Source organism: Nonomuraea sp. CA-141351 (assembly GCF_050944675.1).
Classification (GTDB): Bacteria; Actinomycetota; Actinomycetes; order Streptosporangiales; family Streptosporangiaceae; genus Nonomuraea.
The window spans coordinates 3,568,046-3,589,887 of record NZ_CP191982.1; the positions used below are offsets into that span (position 1 = coordinate 3,568,046).

The 21,842-nt window shown below is 71.3% G+C and carries 14 protein-coding genes; 10 read left to right on the forward strand and 4 right to left on the reverse strand.

The genetic code is table 11. The features are described 5' to 3' along the window. Positions 1 to 103 precede the first annotated feature (103 nt). The 4 genes from ACQPWU_RS16960 (at position 104) to ACQPWU_RS16975 (ending at position 8,096) form a co-directional block, all read left to right on the forward strand. Positions 104 to 514: a YbaB/EbfC family nucleoid-associated protein gene (locus ACQPWU_RS16960; RefSeq protein ID WP_433441052.1), complete on the forward strand. Its 411-nt coding sequence runs from the start codon at positions 104 to 106 to the stop codon at positions 512 to 514. A 49-nt stretch (positions 515 to 563) separates the two neighbouring features. Beyond that, entirely contained in the window at positions 564 to 6,590 is a 6,027-nt protein-coding gene (locus ACQPWU_RS16965) for an NUDIX domain-containing protein (protein ID WP_433441054.1), read from the forward strand. After that, positions 6,587 to 7,123, forward strand: coding sequence for a hypothetical protein (locus ACQPWU_RS16970; RefSeq protein WP_433441056.1), 537 nt, complete (start codon positions 6,587 to 6,589; stop codon positions 7,121 to 7,123). The genes ACQPWU_RS16965 and ACQPWU_RS16970 overlap by 4 nt, the downstream gene beginning before the upstream one ends. A gap of 100 nt (positions 7,124 to 7,223) precedes the next feature. Further along, positions 7,224 to 8,096, forward strand: coding sequence for an LLM class F420-dependent oxidoreductase (locus ACQPWU_RS16975; protein ID WP_433441058.1), 873 nt, complete (start codon positions 7,224 to 7,226; stop codon positions 8,094 to 8,096). 27 nt (positions 8,097 to 8,123) lie between these two features. Here the strand turns inward: ACQPWU_RS16975 and ACQPWU_RS16980 are convergent, their stop codons facing one another. Further along, positions 8,124 to 9,116, reverse strand: coding sequence for a YeiH family protein (locus ACQPWU_RS16980; RefSeq protein WP_433441060.1), 993 nt, complete (start codon positions 9,114 to 9,116; stop codon positions 8,124 to 8,126). A 70-nt stretch (positions 9,117 to 9,186) separates the two neighbouring features. On the opposite strand from ACQPWU_RS16980, the gene ACQPWU_RS16985 reads away from it, so the two are divergent. Next, on the forward strand, positions 9,187 to 10,083 hold the full coding sequence (locus ACQPWU_RS16985) for a LysR family transcriptional regulator (protein WP_433441062.1): 897 nt from the start codon (positions 9,187 to 9,189) through the stop codon (positions 10,081 to 10,083). A 122-nt stretch (positions 10,084 to 10,205) separates the two neighbouring features. Here ACQPWU_RS16985 and ACQPWU_RS16990 read toward each other — a convergent pair whose 3' ends face one another. Then, positions 10,206 to 10,859 (reverse strand): TetR/AcrR family transcriptional regulator, encoded by a 654-nt coding sequence (locus ACQPWU_RS16990; RefSeq protein WP_433441064.1) that lies wholly within the window; start codon positions 10,857 to 10,859, stop codon positions 10,206 to 10,208. A 447-nt stretch (positions 10,860 to 11,306) separates the two neighbouring features. Between ACQPWU_RS16990 and ACQPWU_RS16995 the strand changes: the two genes are divergently transcribed. From ACQPWU_RS16995 to ACQPWU_RS17015, 5 genes are all read left to right on the forward strand, one after another. Beyond that, positions 11,307 to 12,545, forward strand: a complete 1,239-nt coding sequence (locus tag ACQPWU_RS16995) for a cytochrome P450 (protein ID WP_433441066.1) — start codon at positions 11,307 to 11,309, stop codon at positions 12,543 to 12,545. A 16-nt stretch (positions 12,546 to 12,561) separates the two neighbouring features. Next, positions 12,562 to 12,756, forward strand: a complete 195-nt coding sequence (locus tag ACQPWU_RS17000; protein WP_433441068.1) for a ferredoxin — start codon at positions 12,562 to 12,564, stop codon at positions 12,754 to 12,756. A 193-nt stretch (positions 12,757 to 12,949) separates the two neighbouring features. Next, positions 12,950 to 13,348 (forward strand): hypothetical protein, encoded by a 399-nt coding sequence (locus ACQPWU_RS17005; protein WP_433441070.1) that lies wholly within the window; start codon positions 12,950 to 12,952, stop codon positions 13,346 to 13,348. A 265-nt stretch (positions 13,349 to 13,613) separates the two neighbouring features. Continuing rightward, on the forward strand, positions 13,614 to 17,456 hold the full coding sequence (locus ACQPWU_RS17010; RefSeq protein ID WP_433441072.1) for a Pls/PosA family non-ribosomal peptide synthetase: 3,843 nt from the start codon (positions 13,614 to 13,616) through the stop codon (positions 17,454 to 17,456). Beyond that, positions 17,453 to 18,724, forward strand: coding sequence for a M1 family metallopeptidase (locus ACQPWU_RS17015; protein WP_433445223.1), 1,272 nt, complete (start codon positions 17,453 to 17,455; stop codon positions 18,722 to 18,724). Before ACQPWU_RS17010 ends, ACQPWU_RS17015 begins: the two co-directional genes overlap by 4 nt. Before the next feature lie 47 nt (positions 18,725 to 18,771). Here ACQPWU_RS17015 and ACQPWU_RS17020 read toward each other — a convergent pair whose 3' ends face one another. Then, a complete protein-coding gene (locus ACQPWU_RS17020; RefSeq protein WP_433441074.1) occupies positions 18,772 to 20,703 on the reverse strand; it encodes a glycosyltransferase in 1,932 nt (643 codons plus the stop codon). Then, positions 20,700 to 21,809, reverse strand: a complete 1,110-nt coding sequence (locus ACQPWU_RS17025) for a glycosyltransferase (RefSeq protein ID WP_433441076.1) — start codon at positions 21,807 to 21,809, stop codon at positions 20,700 to 20,702. Before ACQPWU_RS17025 ends, ACQPWU_RS17020 begins: the two co-directional genes overlap by 4 nt. Positions 21,810 to 21,842: the final 33 nt, after the last annotated feature.

The window sequence follows — 21,842 nt, forward strand, 5'->3', positions numbered from 1 at the left end:
GCCTAGCTATCAGTGCGCTTCATGTCGATATTCACCAAAAAACCGGAAAGAATGATGCTCCTGAGGTCTTTGATGCTTGTGTGGTCGGACGTGAGGGACAGTGATGACGACGGACGAGCCGTGGCGGCTGCTGGAGCAACTCGTCCAGGAGGTCAACCAGCAGACCGAGCAGCTCAAGATGATGCAGGAGAAGGTACGGGAGCTGTCGGCGACGGCCAGGTCGAAGGACGGCATGGTGACCGTGACCGTCGGCCCCCGCGGTGAGGTGCGGACGATCGAGCTGGACCCCCGGGTCTACCGCAGGCTGTCGCCCTCTGAGCTGTCCGCCTCGATCGTCGATCAGATCGGGCGGGCGACCCGGCAGGTTTCCGGTGACATGAAGGAGCTGATGGAGCCCTTCGGCGTACCGGATCTTCCGTTCGAGGACCTGTTCGGCGAGGGAACGAGCTTCGAGTCGTTCCTGCCGCGCCCCGGCACGCCAGAGCAGCCGCGGGCTCCACGGCCGCCATCGTGATCAGCCCCTGCCGATCACGACACTCGATCGAGAGAGATGACACCGCCTGATGGGGCTTGATCTCAGCCTGGTGCCCGACCTGGTGAAGCCGCTGGCGCTGCCCTTGACGGGCGGGGCTTTCCCCGAGTCCGACGTCGACGGGATCATCGCCGAAGCGGAGACGCTGGAGAACCTGGCCGACCTCCTGGCGAAGATCAAGTCGGAAGACGCCGACGCGGTGGTGCGGATGCTGCGTGGCCATGAATGGCAGGGCTCCGCCAAGGAGACGTTCGAGCAGGTGTTCGCCGCGCTCGGCGGGCAGCCGGAAGCGGATGACCCCCGTTCGGAGGAGGCGCTGCTCGACCTGCTGGAGCAGGCCCTTCGGAACGAGGCGGCATCCCTGCGCGAGCACGGCGTGCGGATGCAGCACACCGAGTGGATGATCTATGCCTCGCTGGCGCTGCTCGGCGCGGTGATCGTCAAGCTGCTGGTGTGGATCTACGTCAACGGCCCGCGCGTTCTCGGGCTGATCCAGCACAACACGCTGCTGACCCAGGTCAACATCCAGACGGTGAAGCGGCTCGTCCTCATCAACATGCTGAAGTTCGCCGGCATCATGGGCGGCCTGGACCTCGGCGTGCAGGTGGCGCAGCAGATCTGGGGGGATCGTGAAGCGGGTGACTTCGACGTCGCGTCGCTGGCGATGTCGGCCGGCAGCGGAGCGCTGACCGGTGCCCTGTTCGCCGGTGCGAACGCGGGTCTGTCGCGTCTGCTGAGCCGGGAGATGGTGTACGTCGCGTCCGAGGCCGAGCTGGCGGTACGCGACAAGATCGCGGCGCTCGGGCAGAGCATCTACGGCCAGGCGCTGCTGGGCGGGGTGGCGGGCACCGCCGGCGCCGTCCCGGGGCTGGCACTCAGCGGTCAACTCGACGCCTCGCACCTGGCCTACACCTTCATCTCCGGCGTCGCGGGCGGGCTCGACGTCCCCGCCTCGGCGAGGGTGAGCTACACCCCGATGCGGGCGGTCGCCGAACTCGGCGACACACCCCCCATCCACGCCCCGCACGTCGACACCGACCCGCCGAACCCACCCGGAGGACAGTCCCCGCCCCCTCTCGGACCCGTACCGCACGACAACACCCCGCACGACACAACTGCCCTGGCGGACCACCCTCGACCCGAACACCACGCCGACGACGACACCCCGGCCGATGGCCAACCGTCCGAACCGGGTACCTATCTGCCCCAGCCGTACCCGGGCGGGATGATCGTGGGCCAGGTCATCCGGCGCCAGGACACGCCGCTGTACAGCACGGCCGGGCACAGAGCCGAACAAGGCGGAACCCCCGCACGACCCCCGCAGAACCTCCCGGCCGAGCGGACCCCGATCAGCGAAGCCGCCGCCGCTCCGCGGGCCGAGGCCGCGAATCCGGGCAGTCTCCCGCGCACCTCACTGCTCCCAGCCACCGTCCCGGCGGTCATCAGCGCGCCCTCCGACGGCGCCGGCAGCGTCGAACAGGACAGCCATCATGGTCAGGGGAGCGGAGCTCCCAGAACCGCCGAACCGGCATCGACAGGCCAGGACGGGCCGGAGCGGCCCCTCGCGGACGACTCCGCTCTACCCGCCTCCCACCCGCCACGCGAGCACGGCACACCGCCGGCGACCGACCCGCAGACATCGACGCTCTCGGAGATGCCCCACGACCGGACGGGACCCGCCCCGGACCCCGGGGCGGGCCCGCCCGCGGCTCGTCTTGTGACTGGTCACGGGGACCGGCCCGGCGAGGCGGTGCTCGCGGCTCCCTCGCCGGTCGCCGAGGCGGCGGCGTCCATCCGTCCGCACTCCTCCGGCCAAGGGGACCGCCCTGTGGAGGGGGCCGCATCAGGTGTCACGGCCGATGTCCCGCGTACGGCCCTCCAGGGCGAGGCGAGCGTGCCCTCCGCCCGGTCCAGTGCACTGCCGGAGAACCCTCGCCGGATCGAGCCGGCGACGAAGCGGGTGGCGGACCTGCTCAGCCGGGACGGCGAATACGACCCGATCAGCGGTCCCGCCTGGGAGGCCTCCGATTCCACGGCGGTGGACAGGCTGATGGACACGATGCGTTCCTCGACGAAGGACATGCTCGGGGTGGGGCGCAGGAAAAGCCTGCAGGCGGCGATCGGCGACGCCGGGAGCGATCTCATCCTGAGCGAGGTCCGCGTCATGGGAAGGACCATCAGGACCTGGCAGGCGGTCGAACGAAGCTCCGTCCCGTCTTTCGTGGAAGGCTCTCGCACGTACGCGGACGGGCCACGCCGGATAATCCGCCAGATACCGTTCGACTCGCCCGAAGCGCACCACACAGCGAGACGGCTGGCCGTCGAGGAGCTCCTGAGAACATGGGGATACGGCGCCAGTGAGATGGTGCCGGATCGGCTGGCCATGCACATGGCAGCGTTCGACGAGTTCGGGCTGACCGGGGTCCTCGACCTGGCGACGTACGGTGATGCCAGCCGCAACAGGACCGCCAGGAAGGTTCATGCCCGTAGCGGCGACATGCTGCGTGACTTCCTCCGGCAGCAGTACGAGGAGACGCAGCGCGAACTGGAACGCCGTGGGATCGAAGAGCTGGTGCTCTACCGAGGGATGACGTTCAACCCGCTGCATCCGGTGACGAGCTTGGCGGACGCCGCGAACGGCGATGTCGTGCAAGCTCCGCCGGCACTGCCGTTGCAGTCCTGGACCGCCATGCCCGGCGTCGCCAAGCGGTACACCGGTCTGGGAGACGGGGCGGTCATGGCGGGCGTCATCCCCGCCTCCCGGGTGTTGTCCACCCCGTGGACCGGAATGGGTCAGCTACCCCTCAACGAGTTCGTCCTGCTCGCCACGCCCGGCGAGGTCACCGTGCTGCGGCCACCGCAACTCGCCGGGACCGGTCCCGAAGCGAATCCCGACCTTCCAGCCGGTTGGCAGGTCTCGAAGCCCGGCGACGGATGGACCCAGTGCGAGCAGGGGCACAGGCACTGGGGAACCGGAGACGGGGCAGGTCTGCTGCCCTTCCACCGCGGTCCTGGCGGTGAGGTTCGCGTCCTCATGCAACTCCGCTCCATGGAGACGCATCACGGAGGGACGTGGGGACTGCATGGTGGCGCCCGCCACCCTGGCGAGAATCCGATCGATGCCGCCCTCCGTGAAGCCGGCGAGGAGAACAGGCTGGACCCGCGCGAGGTGAACGTGCGGGGAGTCCACCACGACGACCACGGTGGCTGGGCGTTCGACACCGTCATCGGTGAGATGTCCCACCTGGCTGACGTGTGGCCCGCATCCCGTGAGTCCCTCGACAACGCATGGGTGCCGCTGGAGGAGGTGTCGCGCCTCAAGCTGCACCCCGACCTCGCCCGAGCATGGCCCGACGTACGCGCGGAACTCGAACGCATCCTGGCGGACCCCGGCACCGGTTCCCGCCGAACGCGACCCCTTGACCCGACGCCCCCGGCAGCCGGAGCCCATCAGGTGCCCGGCTCCCCGATTCCCGACGGATTGTCTCCGATAGCGGATCCGCGGCCACGGAACTTCGCCGAAGCCGCGGCGATCGTCCACCGCTGGCCGCCGGGCAACGGCCGTCCGCACCAGGACGGCACGCCGAACCGGATCGAACGGCTGCTCAGCGGCCCCCCGGAGGGCACAGACCAGTCTCCCCCGGCCGTGCCGGATGAGGAACTCCTGGCAGAGGGCCGGCGTCTGGCAGAACAGCTGCCCGTCACCGACGAGAGCGACACGACGGCAAGAGCTCTGGCATCGATGAGCCGATCCGCCGGTGGGCCGAACCCGCGAAGGGCCATCCACGAACTGGCGGCCGAACTCGGCTTGAGCCCTGATCTCGACGCCTTGGTCGAGGTCTTCAACGACGCCCCGCGGCATGGGATGTCCCCGGACAGCGCGACCGACCGTACGGACCTGACCGGCATTCTCAGGAGGAGCATGGCGGCGGACCCTTACCGCTGGACGGGGTACCGGCACCAATCCCGGTTCTCCCTCCGTGACGCGACCGCCACGCAGGCACGGACGATCGGGCTCATGATCGCGATGATGGGCGACCCCGTCACTCAAGGCAGAGTCCGGAACTTCATCAGACCCGCGCTCGACCGGTACGGCGTTCCCGACGTCCGGCAATTACTCCCGGTCGTCCGGGCGGCCCACAACAACGGCTACTTCCCGGCCGGGACGATCGGAGACACGGGATTCCTCGCGGGCATGGACCGGTTCTGGCAGGAAGACCCGTACCTGTGGAACGGCGTGGTGCTGGCCGAAAGGCATTCCTTGCCCGAGCTCCGTGACCCGACGGCACGTTTGACCGCACGCCTGGAGGAGATCGTCACGATTTCTGGCATTGATACCGTCCATCCGCTGGAGCGCCTGGCCCACGATGTCGGGCAAGGACGCTCCATCGAGCACCTTGTGCGCCTGGCCGAGGACGCGCAGGCGCACGGTGCCGACCTGGCGCGGGCGGCCGACCATCAGGACCTCACCGGCCGCATCACCGCCTACCGGGCGCGAGACCCGTACCTTTGGGGCGGACTGCGGATCGCGGCCGAGAACGGCATCGCGCATCCGAGCCAGGAGGAGGCGCGAGCGCTTTCCCGCCTCGCTGAGATCACCGGCTCCGAGCCGTCATCCCGGCTGTGGGTGTTCGACCCGCTGCGCCGGCTGGCGGGGGAGGCGGGTCTCGACCATTCCGTCGAACGATTGGCGCGGAGCGCGGTCGAGGCCCAGCGCAACGGCTTCGACCTCTTCGGACCGGTCGATCGGCGCCAGGTGCTCGACGCCCTGACCCCACACGCCGGCCGGCTGCCGGACCCGCAGAACGTCCCGCCGGGGCTGCACGATCTCTCCGCCTCGACCGTCCGAGACGCCCGGCAGGCCGCGATCCACGAACACGCGAAGGCGCTGCAGGCCTATCGCCGAGCCCACCCTGGCCTGAGCCGCGCCCTGTCACGGTTGGCCGGCTCCGACCCCCTGGTCGTGGCGGAGCAGGAACGAGTCGCCTCGCTGGAAGCCCGAGCCAAGGCGTGGCAGCGCTGGCCGGATCGTCCCGAGGCGTCTTTCACCAGGGATTTCGCGGCGTTCCGGAGCGCTTACGATCAGGCGGTGGAACGCGCCGCCAGGGGAGAGGCGGTGATTCCCTACATGCTCGAGAACGCCACCGCATCCCTGGCGGCCCGTGACGGCGGGCGCGGGTTCGGGCTGGAGCTCGAGTTCGACCTGCCCCAGCACATCGCCCGCCAAGCCCGGGAGGCCATCGCCCGCGCCCTGCACAAGGCAGGTCTGACCGGCGACGCCCGGGTGCACGGCTACCACACCGCTCAGGGCCAGAGCTACCATTCAGGCAAGAACGGCGGGCGCGGTCTGTGGAAGCTGGAACTGGACGGCACGGTCGCGGGCGAACTCGTATCGCCCATCCTGTACGACGAGCCGGCGACGTGGGAGAACCTCCGCATCGCCTGCGAGATCATCCGATCGCACGGCGGTACGGCCAGCTCCTCGACGGGCGGGCACGTCCACGTGAGCACGCACGACTACGACCACATCGTGGAGAACTACACCAGCGTGCTCAATTACGCGGGCCATCACACCGACACGTTGTTCAGACTCGGGCACAATCCAGAGCGGGAGAGCCACCGCGGCCTCAAGCATTGCCACCCCAACCCGCTACCCGCCGCCGGGTACGAGTCGGTGGCTCCGGTGCGGCGCCTCAACAGCAGCCACAACTTCGCGGTGAACATGCAGGGCATGAAGGGGTCCTCGAAGGACCACATCGAGTTCCGGCTGTGGGACGGCTCGCTCGACCCCGCCGTGATCCAGGCGCAGGCGAAGGTTTCGCTCGCGCTGGTCGAGGCGGCCTTTCGCAACGCGACGCTGGGCGATGCTCCCAACCGGGGCCGGCGTGACCCGCTGGGCGCCCACGCCGAACTCCTCGATCGGTATCCCGGGCCGGACCTCACCGAGTGGGGAAGCCTGTCCTTCCGATCTCTGATGGACGAGCTGTTCTGGCGGGCCGCCGACAAGGAGCAGCTCACCGCCCTGTACGCCGCCACCCGCTGGGTGCGCCCGGAATGACAGCGCAGAACGACTGGCGGGCGCCCATGATCATCCGCAACACCTCAGCGACGGAACCACCCCCGGCCCCACCCGTCAAAGGCGACGGCCGCCCGTACCGCTACGAGATGATCCATGCGGGCGGAACCTACCGTGGCTACGCCGACGATCCCGCCGAGCTGGTCGGGATGCTCGTCCCCGGCTACGTCCGGCTCGCCACCGACGACGAGCGGGCGACGGCGCGTGTCCGCTTCGCCATGGACGTGCAGGTCAGGCTGCAAGCTGAGCTCGCCGCCGGACAACTCGACGCGTGCGGCGAGGCGGAGCGCGCCGTGATCCTCGGCGGGCGGCACGAGCCGCCGGCCCCGTCTCGATGGGAGGCGCCGGTTCCCCTGGTCCTGGTCTCGACCTTCTACGAGCCCGCCGGTGCGCTGCCGAGGCCGTCGGGGCCCGCGCGGCTACAGGTCTGGCTCGACCCGGCCGACGACTGGACCTTGCTGACCAGCCTGCACGCGGCCGGCGCGATCACTGTGAGCGCGCGGCGCGAAGCCTGATCTGCTGTCGAGTACGGGCTGATCGCTGGGCTCTCCCTGATCTCAGAGGCAGGTGGAGCTATGTAGGCTGGCTTGCGGATGCCGACGTTCAGGAGTCGATATGAAACTCGGTCTGCACATTCCCGATTTCACCTGGCCGGACGGGGCCGGCAGGCTCGGGCCCAACCTGGCCGACGTGGCCAGGAACGCCGATGAGGTGGGCTTCGACCGGATCAGTGTCATGGACCACGTCTGGCAGATCGGTGTGGTCGGTCCGGCCGAGCACGAGATGCTGGAGGCCTACACCACGCTCGGCTTCCTGGCCGCGCACACTCGCAGGGCCAAGCTGCTGACCCTCGTCACCGGCGTCGTCTATCGCGATCCCGGGCTGCTGGCCAAGATGGTGACCACGCTCGACGTGCTGTCCGGCGGCCGGGCCATGCTCGGCATCGGGGCGGCCTGGAACGAGGAAGAGGCCCGCGGGCTGGGGCTCTTCTTCCCACCCCTGGCCGAGCGGTTCGAGCGGCTGGAGGAGACGCTGCAGATCTGCCTGCAGATGTGGGCCGAGACCGAGCAGCCGTACAACGGAGAGCATTACCACCTCGGGCGCACGCTCAACTCGCCGCAGCCGATCTCCCGCCCGCATCCGCCGATCCTCATCGGCGGGTCCGGTGAGAAGAAGACGCTGCGCCTGGTGGCGAAGTACGCCCAGGCGTGCAACCTGTTCCCAGGCCCTGATCTGTCCCGCAAGCTCGAGGTGTTGCGCGGGCACTGCGAGCGCGAGGGCACCGACTATGACGCGATCGAGAAGACCGTGCTGTTCAACTTCGACGTCGGAGAGAAGGGCGAGAACGTCCCGCAGATCATCGACTCCCTGGGATCCCTGGCCGAGCAGGGCTTCAGCGTCGCGCACGGGCGGGTCGCCGGGGTCTCCGGGATCACACCGCTGGAGATCATCGGCAGCGAGGTGGTCCCCGCGATCGCGAACCTCTAGCCTCAGGCTTTCACGGGGGATTCGACGTCATCTGAGCAGTGACACCCCCGCCAGCGAGATCACTCCGATGAGGCCGGTGGCGATGCCCCCGAGCAGCATGACCCGCCCGCCCTTGAGCAGCTTGCGCAGGTCGATCCCGGTGCCGAGAGCGAACAGGGCGGCGGCCATCAGTACGTTCGTGACCGCCGGCACGTTCTCGGTCACGACCGGCGGGAGCAGCCCCGTGCTCCGTACCACCACCATCGCCAGGAACCCGGTCACGAACAACGGCACGATCGGAGGCCTCGTCCTGGTGGCCGGCGCGCCGGCAGGGGGTGATGCGCGGCGGCGCAGGGACGTGGTGACGGCGACGATGGGGGCGAGCAGCACGACCCGGCCGAGTTTCACCGTCACCGCCGTCCCGAGGACGCCCGAGGCGGCCCCGATCGCCGCCACCTGGGCGACCTCGTGCACGGCCGCTCCCGCCCACACCCCGAGCTGGTCGTGCGACAGGCCCAGCCAGGACGCCAGCAGCGGCATCGCCACGATGGCCGCGCTGCCGTAGAGAACCACCACGGCGAGCGCGCCCGCTGCGTCGTCGTCCGAGCTGTCGGCGCTGTCGTGCATGGCCGCGATCGCCGACGCCCCGCAGATCGACACGCCCGTGGCGACCAGCAGCGACGTCCCGGACGTAAGGCCGAGGCGGCGGCCGGCCAGCGGGGTGAGGACGAACGTGAGCCCCGTGGCGGCGGCGGAGACAGCGAGCGACTGCCATCCGAGCGCGAGGATCTGCGGCATCGCGATCTGCAGCCCGAGCAGGACGATCGCCGCGCGCAGCACCCGCCTGGAGACGAACAGGAGCCCGGGACGCAGTGGTGCGTGGATCGCCCCGGCGCTGGCCAGCGCCGACCCCAGGGCCACCGCCGCAGTGGCGGGGCTGAGCCCCGGCACGAACCGGTTGACCGCCAGAGAGACCGCCACCGCCAGCGCGCACGCCGCGATGCCCGGCAGACGGGATGTCTTGGAGGGGGCGAGAACCATGATCCCAGTCTTCGGGGCCTTCGAGAGGGCCGGTAGCCACGCGTTGCCTGGGAGGTCATAGCCTACGGCTATGACTCCGTTGCCCGATCTCGACTCGCTCAAGCTCCTGGTGGACGTGGGCGAGCTGGGCAGCCTCGGCCAGGCGGCCAAGCTGGCGGGCATCGCGCAGCCGTCCGCGAGCAAGCGCATCGCCCAGCTGGAACGGCGTCTCGGCCTGCCGCTGCTGGAGCGGACGCCGCGCGGCTCCACGCTCACCGCCGAGGGCAAGATGGTCGCGGGCTGGGCCGCGCAGGTGCTCGCGGCCGCGCAGCAGCTCATGCGGGCCGCCGAAGCCGTCCGGCACAGCGAGGCGGCGCACCTGCGGGTGGCCTCCAGCATGACGGTGGCCGAATACCTGGTGCCGCGCTGGCTCGGGGAGTTCCAGAGCCGCGAGCCCGGGGTCCAGGTCGGCCTGGACGTGCTGAACTCCGCCGATGTCGCGGCGCTGGTGCTGGCCGGCACCGGGGCCGTGGAGCTGGGGTTCGTGGAGGGGCCCTACGTGCCGGACGGGCTGGCCAGCCGGGTGGTGGGCACCGACAGGCTGGTCGTCGTGGTGGCGCCGGGACACCCGTGGACACGCCGCCGCACGGTGCTCCGGGGCGCGGAGCTGGCCGCCACGCCGCTGGTCGTACGCGAGCGCGGCTCGGGCACCCGCGAGACCCTGGACGTCGCCTTCGCCGGGCACCACCGGGCCAGCCCACGCCTCGAGCTCGGGTCGAACTCGGCCGTCAAGGGCGCCGCACAGGCGGGCGCGGCCCCGGCGGTCCTCAGCGGGTACGCGGTGGAAGCCGAACTGGCCACCGGCCGCCTCGTCGAGGTGCCCCTGGCGGGCCTCAACCTGGTCAGGAACCTGCGCGCGGTCTGGCGCCGAGGCCGCCCCCTGGCAGGCCCCGCCGCGACCCTCCTGACCATCGCCAGCCGCCCCTGACCCGCGCCGATCGTCTCCTTCGAAGTCCGCTGTGTGCTCGCGACCTCCGTCTTCGTGGTCGCCGCGCCCTCGCGGACGGCTGTTCGTCGCCGGTCCTGCGGGGCCGCAGGACCGGCTCGGGGTCACGCGTCCTTCGTGACGGGTGCCTGCCACAGCGCGATGATCGCATCGATGAGGCCGTTGGCGGTGTCGTGCCAGGTGGGCCGGAACGTGGGGCGGTGTTCGGCGAGGGCCCGTTCCCGCTCGACGGAGATCTGCACGATCAGGTGACGTGCCATGGCGTCGCGTTCGAGGCGGACCTCGGAGGGCAGGTCGGGCACACACCGGTTCATGCCTTCCTGGAACTCCCGCAGCGTCGGCGCGATGGTGAGGGCCTCCTCGATCATGACCTCGTTGAGCGAGGGGTCGGCCATGATCTGAGCGGTGAACCGGGCGTACCAGGTGGGGCTGCCCAGGGATTCCAGGTGTTCGGTGAGTGGGCGGACGAGGCAGGCGACCCAGTCCCGCAGGTCGGTGGAGTCGCCGATGCCGGCCACCATGCGTTCGCGGATGCGCTGGATCTGCTCGGTGTGTTTGTGGGCGATCGCGCGGATCAGATCGGTCTTGGTGCCGAAGTGGTAGCTGACCGCGGCGTTGTTGCCGTGCCCGGCGGCCTCGCTGATCTGGCGGTTGGCCACCGCGTGCACCCCGCGTTCGGCGAACAGCCGCTCGGCCGCGGCCAGGAGCGCCTCCCGCGTCGCGCTGACTTGTTCTTCTCGGGTCATCCTGGCGGTCATGATCTCCATCGCACCGGGACTTCGCGCAGCACTGCGACGGCCCGTCCCGCAGACCGTCGCAGTTCCCCGGCCGGTGCGGGCGAGGTGTGACGGAAGGAAAGCCTACGCAAGCCGCACGCCCGTAGTGCCTGCGTAGGCCGGGGCCTGGTCGCAGGCGCGAGGCGCACCCGACGTTCCTCTTGGCCGGCTGTCCCGGCTTGACATGTGTCCATCCCGCGTGCCAGTTTAAATCAACCCGTTGATTTAAATCCAGAGGTTGCTCCTCGCGTGCCGGTCGGCTCGCCTGCGCCACGTTCTCCGCTTCCTGCGCGTACCGGCCGCATGACCACACCGGCGTTCCCGGACGCCATCACCAGCAAGCGTCGACCGGGGGAGACGGCCGGACGCGCGCCGATGAACGCGCCGTCGACCGGCCCCTGCCCCGACAACAGAGTCCAGGAGGAAGCAGTGCCGACAAGTGGAACTTCTGCGGAAATTCCGGAGTACGACATCGCCAGGTCGGCGGGGTGCCCGCTCGACCCGGCACCGGCCATGCGGGCGCGGCAGGAGGAGGGCCCGCTGGCCCGGGTCCGGCTGTGGGACGGCAGCACCGCGTGGCTGGTGACCGGCCACGCCGAGCACCGCGCGCTGCTGGGCGACCCGAGGGTCAGCGTCGAACCCGCGCGGGGCATCCCGCGGCTCTCCCCGGCGGAGGCCGCGTCGATGGAGAGCATGGCGAAGGAGGGCTCGGGCGGCATCGGCTTCATCATGATGGACGACCCCGAGCATGCCCGGCTGCGCCGCATGGTCACCTCCGCGTTCACCATCAAGCGGGTGGAGGCGATGCGGCCGGCCACCCAGCAGGTCGCGGACGAGCTGATCGACACCATGCTCGCCGGCGCGAAGCCCGCCGACCTCGTCGAGGCGTTCGCGCTGCCGCTGCCCTCGCTGGTGATCTCCAACCTGCTCGGTGTGCCGTACGACGACCACGACTTCTTCCAGGCCAACAGCAGGATCATCATCAACCGCAACTCGACCCCGGAGGAACGGGGACAAGCCCAGCGGCGGCTGGCCGAGTACCTGGACGGGCTGATCGGCGAGAAGCTCGCCAAGCCCGGCGACGACCTGCTGTCCGGGCTGGTCGAGCGGATCAAGGCCGGAGAACTGTCCCGGCCGGAGGCCGCCCAGATGGGCGTGCTGATGTTGTTCGCCGGGCACGAGACCACCGCGAACATGATCACTCTGGGCACGCTGGCCCTGCTGCGGCACCCCGAGCAACTGGCCCTCATCCGTGGGAGCGACGACCCGAAGCTGATCGCCGCGGCGGTAGAGGAGCTGCTGCGCTACCTGACGATCACCCACGGCGGGCTGCGGCGGGTGGCACTGGAGGACATCGAGATCGCCGGCCAGGTCATCGAGGCCGGCGAGGGGATCATCGCGGTCAACGAGACCGCCAATCGCGATCCCTCCGTCTTCGCCGACCCGGACCGGCTGGACCTCCAGCGCAACGCCCGGCTCCACGTGACCTTCGGGTACGGCATCCACCAGTGCCTGGGACAGCCGCTGGCGCGGATGGAGCTGCAGGTCGCCTACCCCGCCCTCCTGCGGCGGATCCCCACCCTGGCGCTCGCCGCCGAGATGGAACAGATCCCGTTCAAGCACGACGGGTTCGTCTACGGGGCCTACGAGCTGCCCGTCACCTGGTGACACCGAGGAGAACATCGTGAAGATCATCATCGAACAGGACAAGTGCGTCGCTTCCGGGCAGTGCGTGCTCGCCGCCGACGACGTGTTCGACCAGCGGGACGAGGACGGGATCGTGGTGCTGCTGAACGACAACCCGTCGGCTGAGCGGCTGGCGGACGTGCGGCAGGCCGCCACGATCTGCCCGGCACTGGCCATCACCGTCGAGGAATGACCCCGCGCCCCGGCAAGTGGTGATCGTGGGCGCCTCGGCCGCGCCGCCCCCCGCAAAGACGAAGCAGAACAGGCCCCTCACATGATGGTTGACCTGTGTCTTGACAGATGGATTGGACCCGGCTTTACCCAGGATTCGGATGACCGATATGGTCTTTCGGGTCAAGATCTGTTTACCCTCATGAGGTTGATTCATGAACCGCAAGAAGCTCGCATCCATTCTGCTCGGCTCCGCCGCCACGGCCATGCTGCTGACCCCGTCAACGGCCGCCTCCGCACAAACGACGAGCGCGGCCACCGCATCGTCGGCCCGAGCAGCGGTCGAGCGTGACAGCGTCAGCTGCTCCAAGCCCAAGGGCAAGAGGGCCAACTACTCGTGGGGCGAGGGCAACACGAGCGTGACCATCTACTTCAACAACCACTGCAGCCACAAGGTCAGTGTCAAGATCACGTTCGTGAGGAAGGGCTCGGTCGGCGACAAGGCTTCCAAGTACCGCTGCATGACGGTCAACGCCAACACCAAGGGCAAGAAGAAGTTCTACGCCGCCGTCTACAAGCCGTATTCCGTGACCCGCGTCGCCCGCTGCAGCTGAGCCGGCCGCCCGAGATCGAGGGGCGGCACGGCACCGCGTCCGTGCCGCCCTGACGATCGCTCCTCGAGTCTGACGGCCCCGCGGCACGGGTCCCACTCGCCGCATCGGCTCCCGCGGCCTGGCAGCCGGATCCCGCTGGAGTCCTGGACATGCGGGGCTGGTCGGGCCGTCGTGCTCGGCTGGAAGGCCCTGGGGGTATGCGCCGATCAAGGAGGAACGGCGCGTACCCTACAGTGTCAGCCGTCGCCGATCCAGGGAGCACTGCTTGCCTAGCAACCAGGCCGATTTACGGCACAGAACCGCGACCGCGATCTACCCCGCAGGCATGCTGGCGACGCCGCCACGTACCCTCATCGACGTCCTCGACGAGACCACTCGCCTGCACCCGCACGCGCTCGCGATCGACGACGGCACCGTACGCCTCGACTACCGCTCGCTGCGCGCCGAGGTGGACCGTCTCGTCGCCGAGCTCGCCGCTGCCGGGGTCGGCCACGGCGACCGGGTCGGCGTGCGCGTCGCGTCGGGAACCGCCGAGCTGTACCTGTCCATCCTCGCCGTGCTCGCCGCCGGCGCCGCGTACGTGCCCGTCGACGCCGATGACCCGGCGGAACGGGCCGCGCTGGTGTTCGCCGAGGCCGAGGTCGAGGCGGTCATCTCGGGTGAGCTGACGGTGAGCGGCAGCGCCGCGAACACCCCGTCGCCGCCCGCCCTCGACGACGACGCGTGGATCATCTTCACCTCCGGCTCGACCGGCCGCCCGAAGGGGGTCGCGGTGACGCACCGGTCGGCGGCCGCGTTCGTGGACGCCGAAGCGGGACTCTTCCTGCGGGAACGGCCGCTGGGCCCCGGTGACCGGGTGCTGGCCGGATTGTCGGTGGCCTTCGACGCCTCCTGCGAGGAGATGTGGCTGGCGTGGCGGCACGGCGCATGCCTGGTGCCCGCGCCCAGAGCCCTCGTACGCACCGGGATGGACCTGGGACCGTGGCTGGCGGAGCAGCGGATCACCGTCGTCTCGACCGTGCCGACGCTGGCCGCGCTGTGGCCCGCCGAGCACCTCGACCGGATCCGGTTGCTCATCTTCGGCGGGGAGGCCTGCCCGCCCGAGCTGGCCGAGCGGCTCGCCGTGCCGGAGCGCGAGGTGTGGAACACCTACGGGCCCACCGAGGCCACGGTGGTGGCCTCGGCGGCGCGGCTCACGGGCGACGGGCCCGTACGCATCGGCCTGCCCCTCGACGGGTGGGACCTGGTCGTGGTCGACGGCGAGGGCGAGCCGGTGGCGATGGGGGAGACCGGCGAGCTGGTGATAGGCGGCGTGGGCCTGGCCCGCTACCTCGACCCGGTCAAGGACGCCGAGAAGTACGCGCCGCTGCCGTCGCTGGGCTGGGAGCGCGCCTACCGCAGCGGTGACCTGGTACGGGCCGACCCCCAGGGCCTCGTCTTCGTCGGCCGCGCCGACGACCAGGTGAAGCTGGGCGGGCGCAGGATCGAGCTGGGCGAGGTGGAGGCCGCGTTGCGGGCGCTGCCCGGGATCACGGGCGCGGCCGCGGCCGTCCGCACCGCGGGCGGCGGCCACCAGGTACTCGTCGGCTACATCGTCACCGAGCCCGGCTTCGACCTCGGGCGCGCGCGTGAGCTGCTCGCCGATTCGCTGCCCGCGGCCCTGGTGCCGCGTCTGGCACCGATCGACGCGCTCCCGGTCAGGACCTCGGGGAAGATCGATCGTGACGCGCTGCCCTGGCCGCTGGCCACGCCGTCCGCCACGCCGGAGGGCGAGCTGAGCCCGGCCGAGGCGGCGCTGGCCGAGCGGTGGACCGCCATCCTCGGCGTGGCGCCGCGAGGGCGGGACGCGGACTTCTTCGCCGACGGCGGCACGAGCCTGGCGGCGGCCCGGCTGGTGTCGGTGCTGCGCGCCGACCATCCCGACGTGGCCGTGGGTGACGTGTACGCGCAGCCGACGCTGGGCGGGCTGGCGCGGCTGCTGGACGGCCGGGGCGAGGCGGAGCCGGGACGGCAGCCCGTGACCCCGATGCCCAGGCGAGCCGCGCTGGCGCAGTCGGCGCTCATGATCGTGCTGCTGAGCTCGGGCGCGATGCGCTGGATCGTGCTGCTCGCCGCGCTCGGCAACCTCCTGGCGCCCGCGTGGGCCCCGGCCCTGTCGTGGTGGTGGGTGACGCTGGGCGCTCTGCTGTTCATCACCCCTCCTGGGCGGATGGGCCTGTCCGCGGCAGTGGCCCGGCTCCTGCTGCGCGGTGTGCGGCCGGGCAGTCATCCGCGCGGCGGCGGCGTCCATCTGAGGTTGTGGTTCGCCGAGCGGTTCGCCGAGCGGCTCGGCGTTCCCGACCTGGCCGGCGCGCCCTACCTGGCGTGGTACGCCCGCCTGCTGGGCGCCCAGGTGGGCGGCGACGCCGACCTGCACTCGCCGCCGCCCGTGACGGGTCTGCTCAAGCTGGGCAGGGGCGCGTCGGTCGAGCAGGAGGTCGATCTCCGCGGCCACTGGTACGACGGCGACCGGCTGCACATCGGCGAGATCAGGATCGGAGCCGGCGCGAGGGTCGGTTCCCGATCGACGCTGCTGCCTGGCACGAGAATCGGGAAGAACGCCCAGATCGCCCCTGGATCGGCGGTCGCCGGCAGCGTGCCGGCGGGCCAGTTCTGGGCCGGCGCCCCGGCGTTCAGACAGGGCAAGTCACGCAGGTCACGGCCCGCGGAGCGGCCTGCCCGCTCCCGCTTCTGGTCCGCGCTGTACGGGCTGACCGCCGTCGTGCTCAGCCTGCTCCCGGCGGTCGCGGCCGGAGCCGGGCTCGCGGTCCTGGCCGTCTTCGCCGGCGACGAGCGTACGCTCGGCCAGGCCCTGGCCGCCGCTCTGCCGGGTGTGCCGCTGGCGACGATCGCCGGCATGACGGCCTTCGCGCTGGTCACGCTGGTCAGCGTGCGACTGCTGGGTGTGGGCCTGCACGCGGGCCGCCATCCGGTCCACAGCCGCCAGGCCTGGCAGGCGTGGGCGACGGGGCGGCTGATGGCGTCGGCGCGTGTCTGGCTGTTCCCGCTGTACGCCAGCGTCCTGACGCCCGCGTGGCTGCGAGCGCTCGGCATGAAGGTGGGCCGAGGCGTCGAGCTCTCCACGGTTCTCGCGCTGCCCACGATGACGTCCGTCGGAGACGGCGCCTTCCTGGCCGACGACACGATGGTCGCCCCGTACGAGTTGGACGGCGGCTGGATGCGCATCGCCTCGGCGCGGATCGGCAAGCGCGCCTTCCTCGGCAACTCGGGGATGACCGCGCCCGGACGCAAGGTGCCCAAGGACGGCCTGGTCGGGGTGCTGTCGGCGACGCCGAAGAAGGCCAGGTCCGGCTCGTCGTACGTGGGCATGCCGCCCATGGAGCTGCGCCGTACCGCCGAGGAGGCCGATCGGAGCCGCACCTATCACCCGCCCGCCCGGTACAAGGTGGCCAGGGCGCTGGTCGAGGCGTTCCGCGTGGTGCCCGCGATGTGCGCGGTCGCGCTCGCCGTCCTGGTCGCCGCCGCCTTCGAGTGGCTCGCGGCCGGCTACGGCTTCGCCGTGGCGCTCGCGCTGGGCGGGGTGGTGCTGTCGGCCGCGGGCGTGCTCGCCGCGACGGTCGCGACCGCCGCGAAATGGGCGCTCGTCGGCCGGATCAGAGCGGGCAGCCGGCCGCTGTGGAGCTCCTTCGTGTGGCGCAACGAGCTCGCGGACAACTTCGTGGAGGTGCTGGCGGCGCCCTGGTTCGCGCAGCCGTGGCTGGGGACCGCGCCGTTGAACGTGTGGCTACGTTCGCTCGGGGCGCGCATCGGGCATGGGGTCTCATGTGACACGTACTGGCTGCCAGAGGCGGATCTGGTGACGCTGGGGGACGGCGCCTGCGTCAACCGGGGCTGCGTCCTGCAGACCCATCTGTTCCACGACCGGGTCATGAGCATGGACACGGTGACGCTGGAGGCGGGCGCGACCCTGGGTCCGCACGGCGTGGTCCTGCCCGCCGCGCGGGTCCGCGCCGACACCACGATCGGGCCCGCCTCGCTGGTCATGCGTGGGGAGGCGGTGCCCGCTCGTACGCGGTGGTTCGGCAATCCCATCTCGGCGTGGCGATGACGTCGTACTTTCCCTCGCACGGCGACCACCGGTACCGGGTGTCGCACTACGACCTGACGCTGAAGTACGGGGTGTCAGGCAACCGGCTCGACGGCACGGCCCGGCTGACCGTGTCGGCCGCCGAACCCCTCAGCGTCCTCGACCTGGACTTCGGGCGGTTCCGGGTCTCGGGCGTCACCGTGGACGGGGCCCCGGCCCGCCACGTGTACGGACAGAGCAAGCTGCGGGTGACCCTGCCCGGGTGGCTGTCCGCTGGAGCCGGTGCCGTCGTCGAGGTCCGCTACTCGGGCAGCCCCGTGCCGGTGCGAAGCCCTTGGGGCGGCCTGGGATGGGAGGAGCTCACCGACGGCGCGCTGGTGGCCAGCCAGCCGATCGGCGCGCCCTCCTGGTTCCCGTGCAACGACCGGCCCGATGACAAGGCGTCGTACCGGATCGCCGTGACGACCGGGTCACCGTACCGGGTCATCGCGAACGGCGTGCTCGTCGCCCGGCGCCGCGGGGCCGGGACCACGACGTGGATCTACGACCAGCCGGAGCCCATGGCCGCCTACCTGGCCAGCGTGCAGATCGGGCGCTACCAGCTCGCCGAGGTAGCGGGCACCCGGCTGGCCCACCCGGCCCGCCTGGGCGCCCGCGTCCGGCACGACTTCGGCCGGCAGGGCGAGATGATGGCGGTGTTCACGGAGCGGTTCGGCCCCTACCCGTTCACCGGCTACGTCGCCGTCGTGGCCGACGACGACCTGGACATCCCGGTCGAGGCGCAGGGCATGTCGATCTTCGGCCGGAATCACGTGGACGGCCGGCGCGGGTTCGAGCGGCTGGTCGCGCACGAGCTGGCGCACCAGTGGTTCGGCAACAGCCTCACGGTGTCCTGCTGGAGCGACATCTGGCTGCAGGAGGGCTTCGCCACCTACGCCGAGTGGCTCTGGTCCGAGGCGTCCGGCGGCCCGCCCGCCGCCGACCACGCCCGCCGCTGGCACCAGCGGCTCGCCGGGCTGCCGCAGGACTTCGTGCTGGCCGACCCCGGGGTGGGCACGCTGTTCGACGACCGCGTGTACAAGCGGGGCGCGCTGACCGTGCACGCGCTGCGCCGGGCGTTGGGCGACGCGGACTTCTTCCCCGCCCTGCGCGCCTGGACGAGCGCGCACCGGCACGGGAACGTCACCACCCAGGACTTGGCCGCGCACGTCCAGCGGCACACGGCGCGGCCGGTGGGCCCGCTGCTGTCCGCCTGGCTGTACGACAAGCCCCTCCCGCCGGCAGCCTGAAGTACGGGCGCGCGTGCGACCGGCGGACGAGCGCCGGCGAGGGGGCGTCATGTCTGAGCGGTCGGCGAACCCGCTCGAAGAGCCGCCGGCTCGTCCGCCGGAACGTCGCCATAGTGGCGGAGGAGCTCCTCGCAAACGCTCCGCCAGTCGCGGTCACGGACGGAGTGCCTGGCCTGCTGAGCCATGCGGGCGCGTAGGTCTGGGTCCGCGGCGAGGGCGGCGACGGCCGCGCGCATGGCCGAGGGGTCGCCGCTGGGGTAGAGCAGGCCGTTGACACCCGGCTGGATGAGGTCGAGTGGGCCGCCCGCGGCGGGGGCGACGGCCGGGACGCCGGAGGCGAGCGCCTCCTGGACGGCCTGGCAGAAGGTCTCGTTGCTGCCGGTGTGGAGGAAGACGTCGAGGGAGGCGAGGATGCGGGCGAGGTCGGGACCGGTGCGCAGGCCGAAGAACCGCGCTTGCGGCAGCAGCCGGCGTAGCCGTTCCTCCATGGGGCCCGTCCCCACGACGGCCAGCCGTACCCCGGGGAGGTCGGCGAGCGCGGCGAGCAGGTGGGGTTGTTTCTCGGCGGCCAGGCGGCCGGCGTAGCCGACGATGGTCTCGCCGTCCGGGGCGAGCCGGTGGCGTAGCCGCTCGCAGCGGTGGCGGGGGTGGAAGAGGTCGAGGTCGACACCGCGTCCCCACCGCGCGAGGCGCGGGATGCCCCGGTCGGCCAGTTCGCGCAGGGTGGGGGTGGAGGGGGCGAGGGTGGTGGTGGCGTGGCGGTGGATGCGGCGGAGCCAGGACCAGATGATCGGGTCGGCGCCGCGGATGCCGTACTGGCGGGCGAAGCCGGCCAGATCGGTCTGGAACACGGCGATCGCAGGAAGGCCGAGCCGGCGCGCGGCGGCCATCCCGGTCGCGCCCAGGACGGCGGGCGAGGCGAGGTGGACGATGTCGGGTTTGAAGTCGGCCAGCGCACGTGTGATCTGCCTGCTGGGCAGGCCGATCGTGACGGAGCGGTAGAACGGCAGGGTGAGGCTGCGGACGGGGTGGACGGGGAAGCCCGCGTACGCCGGGGGAGCGGGCGCAGGGGCGATGACCAGGGCGTCGTGCCCGGTGGCGGCCAGGTGGTCAAGGATGCGGCAGACCGAGTTGGTGACCCCGTTCACTTGGGGCAGGAACGACTCGGCCACGATGGCGACCCTCATGTGATGTTTCATCCCTTTCGGGATCGACGTCCAGTTCACTGGCAGTCGCCATACGGCGAATTTCTCGTTCCAGATCTCTTGGGCGACGAGCGCCGTGAAGGCGGGCAGGAAGTCCCGGGACCGCCGGGCCAGCCAGGCGGTGCCGGAGGTGGCCAGCCAGAGCGCGCTCGCCCAGACGGTCGGCTCGGCGCCGGTGGGCTCGGGATCGGGCAGCCGTGCGGGGATGCCGCGTTCGCGCAGCCCGGCGGCGAAGAGCCGGGCGAGCGAGCGGTGGCCTCGCTCGCTGGGGTGCAGGCGGTCGACGCTCCACATGCGCGGCTCGTACAGGAGGGGGTGCCGGGCGAGGCCGAGGTGGACGGTGTCGTAGCGGCGGGCGAGGTCGGTCACGGCCGTGTTGACGACGTGGATGCGGCGGGCGAGCGGGCGGCGCAGCAGCGCCGGGAGGCGCAGCAGCAGGCCGGGGTCGGGCAGTGTGGCCGTGAGCATGGTGACCTGGGCCGCGTGCAACTCCGCCATCAGGTGTCGCAGGTCGGTGGTGATCTGCTGGGCGTCGAAGTCCGCGCGTAGGGTGTCGTTCACGCCGACGAGCAGGGTGGCGATGGCCGGGCGCAGTTCCAGGGCTCGTGGGAGCTGGTCGCGTGCCACATCGGAGACGCGGGCGCCCGAGACGGCGAGGTTGCTCAATTCCGCGGGCGCCAGCGCCTCGGCCAGCAGTCCGGCCCAGCCCCGCCCGGGGGTCGAGTCGCCGAGTCCCACGGTGACCGAGTCGCCCAGGGAGACGATCCTGGTCATGACGGCCTCGCCGGCGTGTCGGTCAGGTCGTGCGCGTGCAGGAATGCCCGGACCGCTGCGGGCCAGTCGTACCGTTCGGCTTGGGCCCGCGCCACCGCGCGGCGCCCCGGCTTGGACAGGAGCGCCTCGATCGCATCGGCGTAGGCCGCCGGGTCGTCGTCCACGGCGGCCCCTGCCGGCCCGATGACTTCGGGCAGGGCGCTGTGGAGGGAGGCGACGACCGGAGTTCCGCTGGCGAGCGCCTCCAGCGAGGCCAGGCCGAAGGTCTCCACGGGGCCGGGGGCGATGGCCAGGTCCGCGGTCGCGAGCAGCTTGGCCAGGGCGTCGCGGTCGGCGACGTGGCCGAGGAAGCGGACCGGCAGGTTCCCGGCCAGGCGCGCGAGTTTGGGCCGCAGCGGCCCGTCGCCGGCCACCACGAGTACGGCGGGTACGTCTCTGCGGCGCAGCTCCGCGAGGGCCTGGATGGAGCGGTCGGGGTGCTTTTCGGGGGAGAGACGACCGCAGTGCACCAGCAGCGCCTGTCCTTGGGGGGCCAGACGGGAGCGCAGCCCGGAGTCGAAACGTTCGGGACCGAACGACGTGAGATCCACCCCGAGCGGCGCCCGGACCAGGTTCGGCACGCCGAGCCTGGCGAACTCGGCCGCGGCCCAGGCGGTGGTGCACACGACGGTGTCGAACCGGGCGGCGGTGGCGCGGTTGAGCGGGCCGGCGAGCCGGCCGAGCGGGCCGTACAGGCGCAGCAACGCGGACAGGCTCTCGTGTGAGACCATGATCGAGCGGATGTTCCTGGCTCGTGCCCAGGCGCCGGTCCAGCGCAGGGTGGTGCGGTCCGACACCTCGAGCCGGTCGGGCGCCAGCTCTTCAAGAAGTCGTTTCAGGCGACGCCGGCCGGCGATGACCCGGTAGCCGCCGAGCCCCGGAACCGTGGGGCCGGGCACGGTGATCACCCGTCCGGCCGGGGTTTCCTCGTCGCGGGCCGCCGGGCCGGGGATGATCAGGATGGGCTCGTGTCCCGCCGCCGCGTATCCGGCGCCGAGCTCGTACAGGGCGGTACGCAACCCGCCCGACGTGGGAGTGACGAAGTTCGCTAACCGAACGATGCGCACACCGGGATGATTGCCGTGCGGGCCTCCTAACGC